General features: G+C 37.8%; 19 protein-coding genes. 1 reads left to right on the top strand and 18 read right to left on the bottom strand.

The genetic code is table 11. The features are described 5' to 3' along the window. Positions 1–5 precede the first annotated feature (5 nt). From BLT_RS0118735 to BLT_RS22795, 18 genes are all read right to left on the bottom strand, one after another. Positions 6–758, bottom strand: a complete 753-nt coding sequence (locus tag BLT_RS0118735) for a MerR family transcriptional regulator (RefSeq protein ID WP_017729258.1) — start codon at positions 756–758, stop codon at positions 6–8. Between the two features lie 209 nt (positions 759–967). Next, positions 968–1,189, bottom strand: a complete 222-nt coding sequence (locus BLT_RS0118730) for a hypothetical protein (RefSeq protein ID WP_017729257.1) — start codon at positions 1,187–1,189, stop codon at positions 968–970. Then, the gene (locus tag BLT_RS0118725) at positions 1,176–1,934 is read right to left on the bottom strand and encodes an ATP-binding cassette domain-containing protein (RefSeq protein ID WP_017729256.1); all 759 of its coding nucleotides are present in this window, start codon (positions 1,932–1,934) and stop codon (positions 1,176–1,178) included. Before BLT_RS0118725 ends, BLT_RS0118730 begins: the two co-directional genes overlap by 14 nt. A 12-nt stretch (positions 1,935–1,946) precedes the next feature. Beyond that, the gene (locus BLT_RS0118720; RefSeq protein ID WP_017729255.1) at positions 1,947–2,714 is read right to left on the bottom strand and encodes an ABC transporter permease subunit; all 768 of its coding nucleotides are present in this window, start codon (positions 2,712–2,714) and stop codon (positions 1,947–1,949) included. Between the two features lie 21 nt (positions 2,715–2,735). Then, positions 2,736–3,845, bottom strand: a complete 1,110-nt coding sequence (ssuD, locus tag BLT_RS0118715; RefSeq protein WP_017729254.1) for an FMNH2-dependent alkanesulfonate monooxygenase — start codon at positions 3,843–3,845, stop codon at positions 2,736–2,738. Next, positions 3,842–4,849, bottom strand: coding sequence for a sulfonate ABC transporter substrate-binding protein (locus BLT_RS0118710; protein WP_017729253.1), 1,008 nt, complete (start codon positions 4,847–4,849; stop codon positions 3,842–3,844). Before BLT_RS0118710 ends, ssuD begins: the two co-directional genes overlap by 4 nt. A gap of 44 nt (positions 4,850–4,893) precedes the next feature. Continuing rightward, positions 4,894–5,451, bottom strand: a complete 558-nt coding sequence (gene ssuE, locus BLT_RS0118705) for an NADPH-dependent FMN reductase (protein ID WP_017729252.1) — start codon at positions 5,449–5,451, stop codon at positions 4,894–4,896. A 98-nt stretch (positions 5,452–5,549) separates the two neighbouring features. Then, positions 5,550–5,744 (bottom strand): hypothetical protein, encoded by a 195-nt coding sequence (locus BLT_RS0118700; RefSeq protein ID WP_017729251.1) that lies wholly within the window; start codon positions 5,742–5,744, stop codon positions 5,550–5,552. Positions 5,745–5,985: 241 nt separating this feature from the next. Further along, positions 5,986–6,330: an SLC13 family permease gene (locus tag BLT_RS23440; protein ID WP_081599699.1), complete on the bottom strand. Its 345-nt coding sequence runs from the start codon at positions 6,328–6,330 to the stop codon at positions 5,986–5,988. Between the two features lie 7 nt (positions 6,331–6,337). Further along, positions 6,338–6,661 (bottom strand): hypothetical protein, encoded by a 324-nt coding sequence (locus BLT_RS0118695; RefSeq protein ID WP_017729250.1) that lies wholly within the window; start codon positions 6,659–6,661, stop codon positions 6,338–6,340. Between the two features lie 85 nt (positions 6,662–6,746). Then, positions 6,747–7,832: a sulfate ABC transporter substrate-binding protein gene (locus BLT_RS0118690; protein ID WP_017729249.1), complete on the bottom strand. Its 1,086-nt coding sequence runs from the start codon at positions 7,830–7,832 to the stop codon at positions 6,747–6,749. Between the two features lie 24 nt (positions 7,833–7,856). Next, a complete protein-coding gene (locus BLT_RS0118685) occupies positions 7,857–8,942 on the bottom strand; it encodes a sulfate/molybdate ABC transporter ATP-binding protein (RefSeq protein WP_017729248.1) in 1,086 nt (361 codons plus the stop codon). After that, positions 8,926–9,741 (bottom strand): sulfate ABC transporter permease subunit, encoded by an 816-nt coding sequence (locus tag BLT_RS0118680; protein WP_017729247.1) that lies wholly within the window; start codon positions 9,739–9,741, stop codon positions 8,926–8,928. Before BLT_RS0118680 ends, BLT_RS0118685 begins: the two co-directional genes overlap by 17 nt. After that, complete coding sequence (gene cysT, locus BLT_RS0118675) at positions 9,742–10,542, bottom strand: sulfate ABC transporter permease subunit CysT (protein ID WP_017729246.1); 801 nt, start codon at positions 10,540–10,542, stop codon at positions 9,742–9,744. 72 nt (positions 10,543–10,614) lie between these two features. Further along, positions 10,615–10,776, bottom strand: a complete 162-nt coding sequence (locus tag BLT_RS23435; RefSeq protein WP_017729245.1) for a YezD family protein — start codon at positions 10,774–10,776, stop codon at positions 10,615–10,617. 307 nt (positions 10,777–11,083) lie between these two features. After that, positions 11,084–11,449, bottom strand: a complete 366-nt coding sequence (locus BLT_RS22800; RefSeq protein ID WP_017729244.1) for a hypothetical protein — start codon at positions 11,447–11,449, stop codon at positions 11,084–11,086. Between the two features lie 406 nt (positions 11,450–11,855). Beyond that, positions 11,856–12,041 (bottom strand): hypothetical protein, encoded by a 186-nt coding sequence (locus BLT_RS24600; protein ID WP_236611120.1) that lies wholly within the window; start codon positions 12,039–12,041, stop codon positions 11,856–11,858. Positions 12,042–12,205: 164 nt separating this feature from the next. Continuing rightward, the gene (locus BLT_RS22795; protein WP_017729242.1) at positions 12,206–12,538 is read right to left on the bottom strand and encodes a hypothetical protein; all 333 of its coding nucleotides are present in this window, start codon (positions 12,536–12,538) and stop codon (positions 12,206–12,208) included. 605 nt (positions 12,539–13,143) lie between these two features. On the opposite strand from BLT_RS22795, the gene istA reads away from it, so the two are divergent. Then, entirely contained in the window at positions 13,144–14,718 is a 1,575-nt protein-coding gene (istA, locus tag BLT_RS0118650) for an IS21 family transposase (RefSeq protein WP_152414397.1), read from the top strand.

Here is a 14,718-nt window from a genome sequence, read left to right as displayed (position 1 = left end):
GTTGTTTACCCTTCCTTCACTTCATTAAATCTTTCTATTGCTACTTCAAGAAATTTTTGAAATTCCTTTGACACAAATGAAAACTGAAACAACATTTCATCTTCTAGCTCAATTTTTTCAATTTCTTTCATATACTGCGGTTCAATTAAATCATTTAGGAGACCAATTAATATGTTAATTGATTGTTGTACCTGTTCCTCGTGCGGAGAAAGACCTTGTTCAAAAAACGTTTGTAGTTTTTTGATAATTAGTAAGCCTTCTCGTTCAATTGCCACTTTAGCGTTATCAGGTACGTGTTGCCAAAACATTTGATCAAGAGTAGGTTGTGATACATGCTTTGCCAACCATTGTTTTTGCATTTTTTCATGTTGAATAGAGTGAATGATCGTTAATATTAAGTTACTATCAACTTTTTCATCTTGAATGACCTCCTCAACTTTTGTAATAGTTCGAATAACAAAATCAATCTCATCTCTTTTTTCCTTAAGTAGTTGTTTCTGGTTATTTAGTGTTTGACGTACACAGCTTGACGTATCTTCAGATAGATGTTGAATGATCTCTTTTAGTGAAAACCCCAGAAACTTCATAGTTAGGATTTTTTGCATTTTATATAGGTCATCAAGGTTATATAAACGATATCCATTGTCGGTATAACTAGATGGAGTTAGAACTCCTTGACGGTCGTAATATCGAAGAGTACGTTCTGTAACACCTGTCATTCTCGCAAACTCTTTTACTGTATACACTTTTTGGACCATTTATATTTCCCCCTTTTTTCCATTTATTATTTAAAGATTACATCATGACGTTACGTCATAGTCAACACCCCAAAAATGAGTGTGCCATATTTCCAATAGCTAGTTCCGTCCCAGTCAATTACCCTAGATATTTCCAGTAGTAAACCAAAACCACCAGTGTGAACTGGTGGTTTGCTCTGCAGATTAATGAAGTTGTCGGGAAACCAACTTTATCCTACCATGAAGTGAGGTTTTTTATTACCACGCTTGAAGCTCTCTGGAACCCCCAGCATAGCAGGGTTTTCAAGGACATAAATAAAAAATGGAGATACAATTATTAGTACAATAATTGTATCTCCATTTGCATGGTCGATAAGGAAAGAGTGAAATTTAATTCCGAGTTCCTGCACTACAGCTGGTTGGTCTAGCTTCGCTTCATTATCTGCTTTCATTCACTTGAAGCTGCAGTTCCTTATTCTCATAACCTAACACACGTTGTAATATCTCTTCTAATATGCCTACAAAATATTTGTCGGTTCTTTTTCGAGGCCTCTGTAATTCTATAGGATAACTGCGAATCATTTCACCTTCTTCAATTAAAATGACTTTGTCAGAAAGGGCAATGGCCTCTTCAATATCATGTGTGACAAGAACAGCAGTAAATTGCTTTTCTTGCCATAACGCCTCAATTAACTGTTGCATTTCTAATCTTGTCAAAGCATCTAATGCCCCCAAAGGTTCATCAAGTAATAGTAATGACGGAGAATGAACCAAAGCCCTAGCAAGTGATACCCGTTGTTGCTGACCACCTGATAACACCGATGGCCATTCATCTTTTCGATCTAATAAATATACCTGTTGAAGAGCATTCGCCGCTTTCTCTTCGGCCTTTTCTTGTAACCCCAAAGCTACATTTTGGGCCACAGTTTTCCATGGCAGCAGACGTCCATTTTGAAACATGATACGAACATCTTCAAACCCTTTTGAGACGGATTCACCACCAATAGATACTTCTCCAAGTGTCGGCTTGTCAAGTCCTGCCAACAAGCGTAAAAGAGTACTTTTCCCGCAACCGCTTTTCCCTACGATTGAAATGAACTCTCCTTTATTAATGGTAAGATTCATTCCCTTTAAGACAGACTTATTACCAAATGATTTATGAACGTCTTTCATATGAACATGTTGTTGAGATTTCACATCTTCTTCCTCCTACTTTTGATAATTCCGGTTCCATCTTAAAAAACGGTATTCTAAGACTTTCGCCATCCAATCTGACAATTTACCCAATAGAGCATATAAAATAATGCTTAGAACAACAACATCTAAACGCATAAACTCCCTTGCATCCATTGCTAAAAAACCAATGCCCGAACTAGCAGAAATCGTTTCGGCAACAATGAGTGTTACCCACATGATGCCTAGACCAAATCGGAGTCCCACTAATATTGAAGACAATGCACCAGGAAGAATAACATGGAAGAAGAGTTGGATTCGATTCAGCTGATAACTTTTCCCCATTTCAATTAGTTCGGGGTCTACAGAGCGAATCCCATGGTACGTATTAAGGTAAATTGGAAACAACACACCTAATGCAATTAAAAAAATCTTCCCTTCTTCTCCTATTCCAAACCATAAAATGACTAGTGGAATAAGAGAGAGATGAGGGATATTTCGAATCATTTGTAAAGATGAATCAAAAAGTATTTCAGATAATTTCGATACCCCGTTCAGTATACCGAACAGTAATCCGATCACACCTCCAATGAGAAGACCTAAAAAGGCTCTTTGAGTGCTAATCAATATATGTTCAAACAACTCACCATTAGATAATAAATTAACGAAAGCTATACTAATATCGCTTGGTGCTGGTAAAAAACGATTTGATAGTAGCCCTAACATTGAAAACAATTGCCATGTAATAATTAATAAAATAGGCAATGCCCATGGCACGATTCTATTCACTAGTTTTCGTAACATTCTCTCCCTCCTTAACATCTTTTACCTGGCTGAAACCCCACCAAATGGACTAAGCCATTGCTTGCCTGACTCTTCCTTTGGACCAATATTTAATAAAGGGAATAACAGCTCTGCTACGCGGTACGCCTCTTCCAAATGCGGATAACCAGATAAAATAAATGTATCAATACCAAGACTCTCGTATTCACGTATTCTCTCGGCTACCGAATGAGCGCTTCCGACCAAGGCTGTTCCTGCCCCCCCACGAACAAGTCCCACTCCTGCCCATAGATTAGGACTAATCTCTAGACTTTCTCGCGAACCATTGTTTAGCTCAGTCATTCTTCGCTGTCCGACTGAATCAAAACGCTGAAAAACTTTTTGCGCCGCTGCAATATCACTATCAGTTAGTTGGCTAATAAGGTTCTCTGCTTCTGTCCAAGCCTCTTCTTCTGTTTCCCTAACTATGACATGAAGCCTAATGCCAAAGCGCACTGTTCTACCTGTCTTTTGGGCTACTTCTTTAACTTTAGCAATTTTCTCAGCCACTTGAGAAGGAGGCTCTCCCCATGTTAAGAATACATCAATATGCTTTGCTGTCACTTCTATCGCAGCATCTGATGATCCTCCTATATATAATGGTGGGTACGGTTTTTGAATAGGTGGATAGCCAATTCGGCTTTCCTTAATAGAAAAATGTTTCCCTTCAAAATTAACAGGTTCTCCTCCCATCACAGCACGCCACACTTCAAGAAATTCATCCGTTAACTCGTAGCGTTCGCTATGACTTAGGTGTAACCCATCCCCAGCTAACTCCACAGGATCTCCACCTGTAACCACATTGATTAATAATCTTCCATTAGATAATCGATCCATTGTAGATGCCATTCTCGCCGCAACAGAGGGTGACATTAATCCTGGACGAACAGCAACTAAAAATTTCATTCTATCCGTGACTGATAGCAAGGAAGAAGCAGTCACCCATGCATCTTCACAACTCACGCCAGTAGGTAATAGTGCTCCATAATATCCTAAGTTATCAACAGCCTGAGCTATTTGTTTAAGGTATGAGAAAGTGACAGGTCTCCCCCCTTTTGTGGAACCTAGGTACCGTCCATCCCCATGTGTCGGAATAAACCATAAAATATTCATTCGTTCTCCTCCTTTAAAGTGACATCATCAATATTAATTTCAGTTGGAATTAACTCAAGTTGATAAAACGTGTCGCCAATAGATTGCTGATCGCTAAGAACAGATTCTGTGACACGCTCAACACCAAAATTCCTTCTGTTCAATACACGTTGTAACACAGGCGCGTCAATATTAACTTCTGGTGATAGAAACTCTGCAGCTTCTTCAATGTTATTCGACACCCATAGATCGACGGTATCTAATTCTTCTAAAATAATGGAGAGAATGTCGTCGTTCGCTTCGGCAAAACTTCTTTCTGATAAGAAAAATTCACGATTTGCCACCAAGCCTTCACCATCTTTCAAAATCTTTGCTTCAAGCTCCACTTCAGCCGAAGCGAAGAAAGGATCCCAAATGACCCAAGCATCGACGTCACCTCTATTAAAGGCAATTCGAGCATCCGCAGGTGGAAGATAGATAACTTCAATATCATTCAGCGCCAATCCAGCCTCTTCTAAAGCTTTAACCAGTAGATAATGGACATTTGACCCTCTATTTAATACAACCTTCTTTCCTTTTAAATCTTCAATCGTTTGAATAGGGGAATCCTTATGAACTAGAATCGCTTCCCCTTTTGGTGATGCTGGACCATTTGCTATATAGACAATAGGTGCTCCAGCGGCTTGAGCAAAAATAGGTGGCGCTTCCCCAGTGTGACCAAAATCAATACTGCCAACATTTAGAGCTTCTAATAACTGTGGACCAGCAGGAAACTCAACCCAATTAATCTTTATCCCTAATTCTTCTAATCGTTGGTCTAACGTCTCTTCTGCTTTCAAGATGTTTAATGTACCAAACTTTTGATAGCCTATATTCACTTCTTTCATGTCCGAATGAGCGGAAGTAGCATCTGCTGTGTCTTGTGACTGAGTTGTAGACTGTTCAGTTACACACCCAGCTAAGATTGCTACCATTAAAAAGATGAGACATATACCTACACCCAATTTACGTGACCATTTTTTCATTAAAATCCCTCCATTGACTAGAATCTAAAAACACATATTACAACCTATTTCTGATCAATTGGTAATGAAGCTAAGACACCACTCAGTTGATCAAGTGCCTTGTGAATACGTAATTGAGAGGTGTCCTCAATATCTAAAGTCCCGTTATCATTCCAGACAATATCGGAATCTAAGACGTAGATACCTTGAAGGATATGTTCAGCAGCAAGCGTTGAAAAAACAGGATGGAACGAATATTGAATAGTAAGGAAATGTGCTAATGTCCCTCCAAGAACGAACGGAAGTACAACTTTGTCTTCTAAACCACGTTGAGGTAATAAATCTAGAAAAGTCTTTAGTACCCCTGTGTAAGAAGCTTTATAGACTTGGCTAGTAAAAATAGTAAAAATAATTGCATCAGCTTCCTCTACTTTTTGTGTTGCGCTTTTCACTGCTTCACTATCAAATTGAGCTAGAACAAGATTTTCTGCTGGAATATCAATGACGTCCAAAATAGAAATGCTAAATCCTTTTTCTAGTAAGTATTGAAATGCATACTCATTTAGGCCTCTTAGTCGCGAGGTCTTGTTAGGACTTCCTGATACAATCAGAATTCGACTCATGAAAACCCCCCCTTATTTTTTTCAATAAAAAAACTCTTACCCTACAGATTAAGACTGTAGAATAAGAGTTTTCGGTTGACCGATGAACTCAAATCATATTAAATCCAAACAAAATAAGAAATGATCATAGGATCGACATTTAACTGTTCAGCAATGGCTAGTGATATTGGAAACATCAGCACAGCTGCAGCATTATTTGTAATAATTTCTGTAAACACCGTGGTTAACAAATAGACTGCTAAGATTGCTCCAAAGACACCAGCAAATTGAGTTATTGTTACAATGATTGGCAATTAACGCTGCGGCCCCAGTTTGTTCTAAGGCAATACCAATTCCAATCGAGCAAGCAATCAATAACAACACATCAAATTGCATCTTACCTCAACAATCGTTGAGAGCACTCCCGTAAAGAGAAGTTGATCTCCTTCTTTCAATTTGTAATAAGATGGGACTGGTCCAACACGTTCATCGTTACTTAGGACAGCAATAAGATACAGCCCTTGTAAATTTCTTAAACCCGCTTCTTCATTGGTTTTACCAATTCTCTACCACTACCTCAGCTAGATACTCTCGTGTGTTTTCGTTAAATGTTTCACGAGAACTCTTCCTTGATGGTAAATGGCGATAACCAATTGTACCCATGTAGATTATCCCTATCAAACAGGTAGGTAAACAGACAATCGCCAATTGGAACATCGAAAAACCACTCATTCCTTGTTCAATCATGAAACCGTGAATGACCATATTAGTTGATGTTTCAATGAGCGTTAAGCTACCACCAAAAATGGTAGCTAAAGACAGAGGAATGAGAAATTTAGACGGTGAAAGATTTCGATCTTGACACCATTTCCGAACAACAGGTGTAAACATCACAACCATAGGCGTGTTATTTAAAAAAAGCTGACATGGCTGAAATAGGCAACATCATCTGAAATAGAGAACGTTTAAGATTGTTACCAGAACCAAGGGCTCGCGAAATAATTAGTACACCACTTTGCTGAACAGCTCCTGCCACGATAAAAAGCAGAGCCACTGTGAGCATACCTTCATTAGAAAACCCTTTTAACGCATCTGAAGGCGTTAGAATCCCCGTTAAAATTAACACTGCCAAAGCACAAAACACAATAAAAGCCAGTTTAGCAATCTCTGTTATAAGACATACCAATATAATTAAAACCACTGTGAGAACAACGACAATTTCCAGATTCATAGAAACACCTACAAAATATATGATACTATTACAATACCGCATAAAACCCATTTGCTAACTATGAATTAAGGTAAAAATAAAACACTTATTCCCCCGATAAGACTTGATCCCAGATCGCTCCATCCGCATAAATCGTTTCACTTACTTGACTCCATCCACCTAAATAGTCAATCCCGAATAAACCTTCTGGTGTTTTATATTGATCAGCAAATTCTGAAGCAATATTAGGTTCGACAGCACGGAATCCCTTTTGAGCAAAAATCGTTTGAGCTTCAGGCGTCCACAGGAAATCAACAAATGCTTCTGCCGCTTCTCGTACTCCATGAGCATCTACGTTCTTATCAATAACGGCTGCAGGATTTCGAATGTCAATTGTATACTTAGGAACAATGATTTCATAATTCTCACCAGCTAAATTTCTTGCTAGTAACTCATTTTCATACGTAACAATGACATCACCAATGCCCTTTTCGAATGTCGTCATAGACGCTCTTCCACTTTTATCAAGCGTTTTTACATTTTTATAGACTTGGCTTAGGAACTCTTTTGCTTGGTTTGGATTTTGCCCTCCTTCTTCCTCAGATATCTTCAATCCCGCACCATAGATGGCGTTCACATCCCACTGAGCCCCTCCAGACGTTTTCGGATTCGGAATGAGGACCTCTACACCTTCTTTCGTAAGATCTGACCAGTCTTGAATATTTTTCGGGTTCCCTTCTCTGACTCCTAACGCGACCACCGAGCCGGTAATCATACCTTCAAATGGCTTACTTTTCCAATCGTGCGTTATTAGATTCGCCTCAACTAATTTTTCAATGTCACCCTCTAGTGATAATAAGGCAATATCTGCTTCAAATCCTTCTAAGATAGCACGTGTTTGAGATCCAGAAGCATCGTATGATTCTGTAAATGTTACTGTTTGACCCTTTTCCTCTTTCCAGTATTCCTGGAACAAAGGGATAATTTCTTGAACGGCTTCTTTTGGTACCGTGTATGCACCAATTGTTAACGTAATTGGGTCTTGGGGTTCGCTTGTTTTTTCACTATTCACCGGTTCACTGTTTTGATCTCCTTCAGAGTCACCTGCTGATGAATTTGTTACACCGCATGCAACTAATAAAGAAACTAGAATTGAAATAATAAGAACTAAAACACCTTTTTTTCTAACCATTTTTCCAACTCCCCTTTTTTAATTTTATATATGATAAGGTAATGGGGTATCCTTCAATTCATTTTCCAGTATCTCATTACCTGTATTTGTAAATATGGATAGTTGATGAATAAGAACATTGACTTCCTCTCCAATTTGAAATTGCTTTTCTTGAATACTAGAATACGTGACCAAATCTAAGTCACCAACAGTCACTTCTACGTACCATGAATCGCCTCGAAAATGAAGATGTTTGACCACACCTGATTGCCCTGCAAATTTATTCACAGTTACCTCGCTTGGTCTTACTTCAATCCACTCCGGTCGAATAAAGATGGTATGTTGGTGCAGCGAATCTTCTTGCTGCTGAAGAAGAGCAAGTCGATCAAATCCAACGAGTGTAGTAGGTTTCTCTACAATAGTGGATTCCCCAATAAATCCTGCGACAAAGACGGATGATGGGTGATGGTAGATATCCCAAGGAGCACCTTGTTGCTCTACTTTCCCTTGGTTAATAATAAGGATTTCATCAGCCACTTCCACGGCTTCATCTTGGTCATGCGTCACAAATATCGTCGTAATTCCGAACTCCGTTATTACATTACGAAGCCAAACTCTTAGCTCTTTCCTTACTTTTGCATCAATTGCAGCAAAGGGTTCATCTAACAACAGCAACCGTGGTCTAGGGGCTAACGCTCTAGCAAAAGCAACTCGTTGTTTCTGACCACCAGATAATTGGTGTGGGTACTTTTTTTCTGTTCCTGCTAATCCCATTAAACGAAGCAACTCGTGTACGGATTGATCAATCTCCTCCTTCTTGGCCTTCTTGACCCTTAAGCCATATGCGACATTTTCAAATACAGTCATATGTTTAAATAAAGCATAATTTTGAAACACAAAACCAATTTCTCTTTTTTGAGTAGGTAAATCATTAGCTAACTTATGGTCTAGGTAAATGTCACCTTCAGTTGGATGCTCTAATCCGGCTAACATTCTTAAAATCGAGGTTTTCCCGCCTCCGCTCGGTCCTAAAAGCCCTACCAAATTCCCTTCTTTTATCTGAAAATCCACCCCCTTTATGGCATGAAAATCTCCAAAGTATTTATGCAACCCTTTAACTTGTATGTCCATGTAACACGGCCTCCTGTCTACGCTTTAACCAATCCAGAACGAGTAAAATAACAACGGATGTTAAGCAGAGAATAAATGCTATACTGTTTGCTCCTATTAAATTAAAATTGTCTGCATCTTGATAAACGAGTGTTGTTGCTGTCTGAGTGAGATTTATAATATTTCCGGAAACAACTAGGACAGCTCCGAATTCTCCTAATGCACGAGCAATGGTTAGCACAGCTCCGTATACAACTGGCCATTGAATAGCAGGCCACGTCACTTTCCAAAAAGTTCGCCAAGCTGATGCCCCTAACATTCTTGATGCTTCCTCTGAGTCTTCTCCAATTTCAGCTAACACAGGTGCGACTTCACGTATGACAAAAGGAAAAGTGACAAATAGCGTCGCTAATACCATCCCTGGAAAAGCAAAGACAATTTTGATCCCATGCGAGCCGAGAAATGCTCCTAGTACCGTCTCTGGACCGAATAGTAGAATAATCATCAGCCCTCCTATGACCGGAGATACGGCAAAGGGCAAGTCAATAATGGCATTCATTATTGGCTTTAACCATTTTGCAATCCATCGGCCCCGAATAAGTTCGATTGCGAAAAGAATGCCTAATGAAACATTTATAACCGTTACAATTCCAACAATATAAAATGAGTTCTTTAATGCAAAGATAGCTTCAGGTCGAGTAACCGCTTCAATGAAGCCTGAGATACCATCTTCAAATGCTGCAATAACCATATAACTTACTGGAAGTATGATGATGATGCCAAATATGAACCAGGTAAGTGCAATCGATCCTTTTTTCATCTAGTGATGCATCCTCCTTTGAATAAAATTTGTAAACCAAAGAATGATAAACGAAATGGTTAATAGAACGACTGAGACAGCGGTTGCCCCAGCCGCATCAAAGCTCTCAATTTGTCCAAAAATATAGACAGATGCAACCAACGTTTTCTCAGGTAGATTACCCGAAATGAGAGCAAGAACACCAAATTCCGCCAGCGCTCTTGAAAAAGCTAACATACAACCTGTAATGATACCGGGTAAAATGGTAGGGAGAACAACACGCCATAACGTCCGATATTTCCCTGCTCCTAAAGTAAAGCTCGCTTGAATTTGAAACTCATCTAGATTTTCAAGAAGAGGTTGAACTGCGCGAATGACAAAAGGAAAGGTAACAAAAACCATTCCGATGATGATAGCAGGCTCACTATATAAAAGTTCAAACCCAGCTTGCTGCAATGTGCTCCCAACAAAGCTTTGCGGTCCCAATAACGTCATCAGCATCACACCCGATACAGCTGTTGGTAAAGCAAAGGGCAAATCAACAATACTATTTAAATAGCGCTTCCCAATAAAATCATAGTTTGTAAGTACATAAGCCAAAAATGTTCCGATAATCGCCTGTATGATTGTAGCAATTACACTTAACTTAATGGTCAACACAATAGCACTAACGGCAATTCCATTTGAGATACTGTTCCAGAACTCATTTAAACCTAAAGAAAAACCTTTAACATAAACTGCACTAATAGGTAAAACAATTAAGAGAAGTAAATAACCAATCAGTATTGACCTCAATGTGTATGACCCTAGTTTGTTCGTCATTCTGTTCCTCCTGCCTTTACTAAAACAAAAGATTCCTCTGCAAGAAAGTGCCTGTGGTCATCCTATTGGCCTTCACTCACTTTTACTTTTTTTAGGAATTTGAAAACGAGTTTTTTCTGTTACATCAAGTTGAGTAATTTCACCCTGATGAACGGTGATAAGTAAAGAACCAAATTCCAGCTTTTCAATTGCACGAATAATAGATTCTAATTTCTCTTCAGGTATATATGCCATTAATCACACCTCCTCACAAACCCTTTAAAACATATAATTCAAATAAAAATAGTCGTATTAATTAGTAAAAGTATCCCTTTTTATTGTGTTTAATAACCCCTACTCCAAGTTGATTAATCCAATGAATTTACTATGAATTAAAGTTAAAAAAACGAGGATAAATAAGTACACAAAAAGGCTCCCTAACCATTACAACACCTGAATGTAAGATTAAGAAGCCTTCATTTGTCTGATCGGCTACGAGCTAAATTCGATTTAATCAATCGGTTTAATTTGATATCATCATAACTGATTAACTGTCATGTGTCTAGTCAATTTTAAAAAATTTAAATTTTATTAGAAAGCTTGGATTTCCCTTAGAACGAATGGAATCTTGATTAATGTAGTATTTCTTCGTGTTTTCGTCTTCCTTCATTCGTTGCTTGGAATGACTACCTTTAATACGATCAATTCTGGGAACTAATGTGTATTCATGTTTTAACTGATTCATTTGTACAAGATCAAAGTCTTCTGTAGAACCATCTAACTGTTCATCTAATGTAAAGCCCGCTTCATCACCCTGTCTATTTAGAGAACGATAAGTGTATTTCTTTGCCTCTTTGGATTTCTCTTGATCTTGTATTTCTGGATGTGAAATGGATATATGTTGGTACGGGATATCTTTGTCTTTCACATTAACAATTTGTAATACTGTACACGTGTCATTCTTCTCCTTTACACGAGCTGTTATTTCATTAAACTAGCACGCTGCTAAGAGTGATGATACTCAAGTGATCGATAGGGTTCCTGAGAGATCGTTTATAGAATTTGGAGCAGATTCAAGGTTTGAAGTACACCCAAAACAAGCACGAACTCAAATAGTCAATATTCAAATGGAATAAAAATCAAAAAAAGTGTAAAGCGTTCAAACGTTTCCTTTAACTCTCTGTTCCCTTTAGACATGACCTTTTTGACTGCATAAAAGGAAAAGACATGACTAAATAGGGCAGTTCAATTACTTCCGAATTATATTCAAAAGGGGCTGTCCCAAAGTCTACTTGAGCTATTCCAGAAAAAGACTCCAAAGGTAATGCAGCTTCTTAATAATCTTCCCGTAATTCCTTTTTACGTTTAGAGACATAATCTCGTACAGTTCGATACGCCCCTTTAAAACTATGAAACTTCTTCAATTGTTGAAACATTTTCTTTGCCGTTCGATGGTATTTCTTCTTCTTTTTTAAATCCTCTTTAATCCACTTATCAATAATAGGTTTTACTGGCCCCATTACTGGTGAAACTCTAGTTTGTTTCTCTTTACAGAACATAGTAAAATTGATTCCTTACAACGTTTAAAAGTAAGCGTCAAATAAAACAACCGCTCACTTAATTTAAATAATAAGCGAACGGTTGTTAACTGTGTACTTTTTAAACGACTTTATATTTTTTAATTCTATAAAATTTCAATGTTTATAGACTTTTTAGCAACCGTTTGACCGTTCTTCTTCACTCCTCCCGGAAGACTCCAATTACTTCGGGAGCGACAGAACATTTTTAGCAGTTTGACAATTCGACGTAACTGATTATTTTCAACACTTACGTCTTCATTCGCTTTATCAGGACTAAGCGTTTTCACCCTTTCATTAAACCACTTACGAATACTTCTTGGATGACGTTTTGCCCAATCAGAACCTGCATGCTCATATTCATACTCATCGTTTTCATTTATAAAACGACGATATACCGCAACATCAATATGATATCCCTCTTGGTATTGAATACGCACCGCATTAGTCCCAGCCTTTGGTGGGTTTACAAAATTCTTAGCTTTGCGTCCTATGCATCTTCTACTAGCTTTCTACAGTCTAACGCTTTAGAAGAGATATTATCTTTATCGAAAAGAACCGCAACGTCAATATCGTAGTCACATTCATCATTTTGAGTAACTGCGAACATGGCCACACTGCCTTGAACTACGTTCTCAGCAATGGAATAGCTTTTATTCTTTTCAGTATTAATTTCAGCAAATCCATCGGTAAGTCGTTTAATATTTATTTTTTTATATCCTAAAAGTTCTCTGGTTTCCTTTCCAGAGAGAGCTACATGATTGTTGATTTCACCATTCCGTTGTGAAAATTATACATTTGGTTCCTCCTGAGCAAAGTAGATTAGGTCATCTAGGATAGGACCAAGTGTTTGGAGCTTTGAAAGTAAAGTCTGATTAGAAACATTCAAGGAATATGCATTTTATGGAAAATTAAAAAACGATATTCAATAATATAGCCCTTTGTAACTGCTAGACTAAATTGAACAGTTTTTGCTTGATAAAAATGAACACTTTCTGCTAATTAACCTCCAATCAGTTAAAATCAAGAAGTATGAATATGACTGATGTACTGGAGGATCGGGAAGGTGTTGAAATTAGAAGTGATTGTAGAAGTTCATCAATTGAAACAACAGGGATTTAAAGTTGCAGCTATTGCAAGAAAATGCAATTTATCCAGAACAACTGTTTATGAATATCTAGAAAAAGATTTTGAGGAAGCTTATAGGTGGGTGGATGACTTAAAGACAAGAAAAAGAAAACTTGATCCTTTCGAGGATCAAATTTTAGGCTGGCTAAAAGATCATCCAGATTTATCTGCCTCACAAATCTCTGATTGGTTAGAGGAACGTTGTTCGTTCACTGACATAGGTGATAGTACGGTTCGTACATATGTTAGGGAACTTCGGGAGAAGTATCATATACCTAAAACCGTCACATTTAGAAGTTATGAAGCAATAGAAGAATTACCAAAAGGAAAACAAATGCAAGTAGATTTTGGAGAATTAAAGATTAGGACATTTGAAGGGAAATGGATAAAAATATATGTAATTGCCTTTGTACTTTCTCACTCACGTTATAAATATGCGGAGTGGCAAGATCGGCCTTTTACTACTCGTGATGTGTTACGTTCTCATGAGAATGCATTTGAATATTACGGAGGCAGAACAGACGAAATTGTATATGACCAAGATAAGCTTATGACAGTAAGTGAAAATGGAGGCGACATTATATATACAGAAGAGTTTCAAGCTTATAAACAGCAAAGAGGGTTTTCGGTTTATTTGTGTAAAGCAGCAGATCCAGAAACTAAAGGTAAGATTGAAAATGTGGTGAAATTCATTAAAAGAAACTTTGCGAAAAATCGAGTGTATCATCAGCTAGAGACTTGGAATGAGCAATGTTTAGCTTGGCTTGATAGAAAAGGAAACTATCAAGTACATAACACAATAAAACAGAGACCTATCGAAGTGTTTGCCCTGGAAAAGCCACACTTACGAGAAGTCTCCTCCCTACTCTCTTTCGAGAGTAACCATGGAACAAGTATAACAAGAACTGTCCATAAGGACAATATTATCAAATTTCAATCGAATCGTTACTCGCTACCACTTGGAACTTATAAACCACAGGGAGATAATACCGTTTATATTCGAATTGATAAGGAAGAACTGATTATCGAAAAGAATCCTGGAGGTAAACTATTAGCTACCCATCCTCTTTCAAGAAGAAAAGGGCAGCTGATAAAGAACTCGGATCATTCAAGAGATAAGTCAAAAGGTATACAAGCATATATGGAAACGATAAAAGCTTCTTTTGATGATCAGAAAAAGATTCAACTATTTCTTGAAGAAGTTGAAAAGCGATATCCGAGATACTTGCGAGATCAGTTACAGATTTTAAGCAGAGCAGTAAAGAACTTTGAACCATTTACTGAATCTGCCTTAGAAATTTGTATTAAACAGACCTTATGGAGTGCTAATGATTTTCATGATGTTGTTAGACATTTAGCGAGGATTCAAGATCAAGAGAGTATTATACCCTCAACTGATATTCCAATTGTAGAAATGTCCTCCACTTACTACAAAGAAAAAGCATTGGTTAGAGAACTAGATGGTTATCTTAAGATTTTAGGAGGTGTGTAA

It is taken from the genome of Halalkalibacterium ligniniphilum, from assembly GCF_000334155.1.
Lineage (GTDB): Bacteria > Bacillota > Bacilli > Bacillales > Bacillaceae_D > Halalkalibacterium > Halalkalibacterium ligniniphilum.
Note: the sequence above shows the minus strand (reverse complement) of the source record. Positions and strands in the feature narration are given on the sequence as shown.

Excerpts from the sequence above, each read along its gene's own strand:
- BLT_RS0118680 (WP_017729247.1), bottom strand. The coding sequence starts at position 9,741 with ATGAAAAAAGGATCGATTGCACTTACCTGGTTCATATTTGGCATCATC.
- BLT_RS0118735 (WP_017729258.1), bottom strand. The coding sequence starts at position 758 with ATGGTCCAAAAAGTGTATACAGTAAAAGAGTTTGCGAGAATGACAGGT.
- BLT_RS23435 (WP_017729245.1), bottom strand. The coding sequence starts at position 10,776 with ATGGCATATATACCTGAAGAGAAATTAGAATCTATTATTCGTGCAATT.
- BLT_RS0118695 (WP_017729250.1), bottom strand. The coding sequence starts at position 6,661 with ATGAATCTGGAAATTGTCGTTGTTCTCACAGTGGTTTTAATTATATTG.
- ssuE (WP_017729252.1), bottom strand. The coding sequence starts at position 5,451 with ATGAGTCGAATTCTGATTGTATCAGGAAGTCCTAACAAGACCTCGCGA.
- istA (WP_152414397.1), top strand. The coding sequence starts at position 13,144 with ATGTACTGGAGGATCGGGAAGGTGTTGAAATTAGAAGTGATTGTAGAA.
- BLT_RS0118710 (WP_017729253.1), bottom strand. The coding sequence starts at position 4,849 with ATGAAAAAATGGTCACGTAAATTGGGTGTAGGTATATGTCTCATCTTT.
- BLT_RS0118690 (WP_017729249.1), bottom strand. The coding sequence starts at position 7,832 with ATGGTTAGAAAAAAAGGTGTTTTAGTTCTTATTATTTCAATTCTAGTT.
- BLT_RS0118720 (WP_017729255.1), bottom strand. The coding sequence starts at position 2,714 with ATGTTACGAAAACTAGTGAATAGAATCGTGCCATGGGCATTGCCTATT.
- ssuD (WP_017729254.1), bottom strand. The coding sequence starts at position 3,845 with ATGAATATTTTATGGTTTATTCCGACACATGGGGATGGACGGTACCTA.
- BLT_RS24600 (WP_236611120.1), bottom strand. The coding sequence starts at position 12,041 with ATGGGGCCAGTAAAACCTATTATTGATAAGTGGATTAAAGAGGATTTA.
- BLT_RS0118730 (WP_017729257.1), bottom strand. The coding sequence starts at position 1,189 with ATGAAAGCAGATAATGAAGCGAAGCTAGACCAACCAGCTGTAGTGCAG.
- BLT_RS0118685 (WP_017729248.1), bottom strand. The coding sequence starts at position 8,942 with ATGGACATACAAGTTAAAGGGTTGCATAAATACTTTGGAGATTTTCAT.
- BLT_RS23440 (WP_081599699.1), bottom strand. The coding sequence starts at position 6,330 with ATGGTTGTGATGTTTACACCTGTTGTTCGGAAATGGTGTCAAGATCGA.
- cysT (WP_017729246.1), bottom strand. The coding sequence starts at position 10,542 with ATGACGAACAAACTAGGGTCATACACATTGAGGTCAATACTGATTGGT.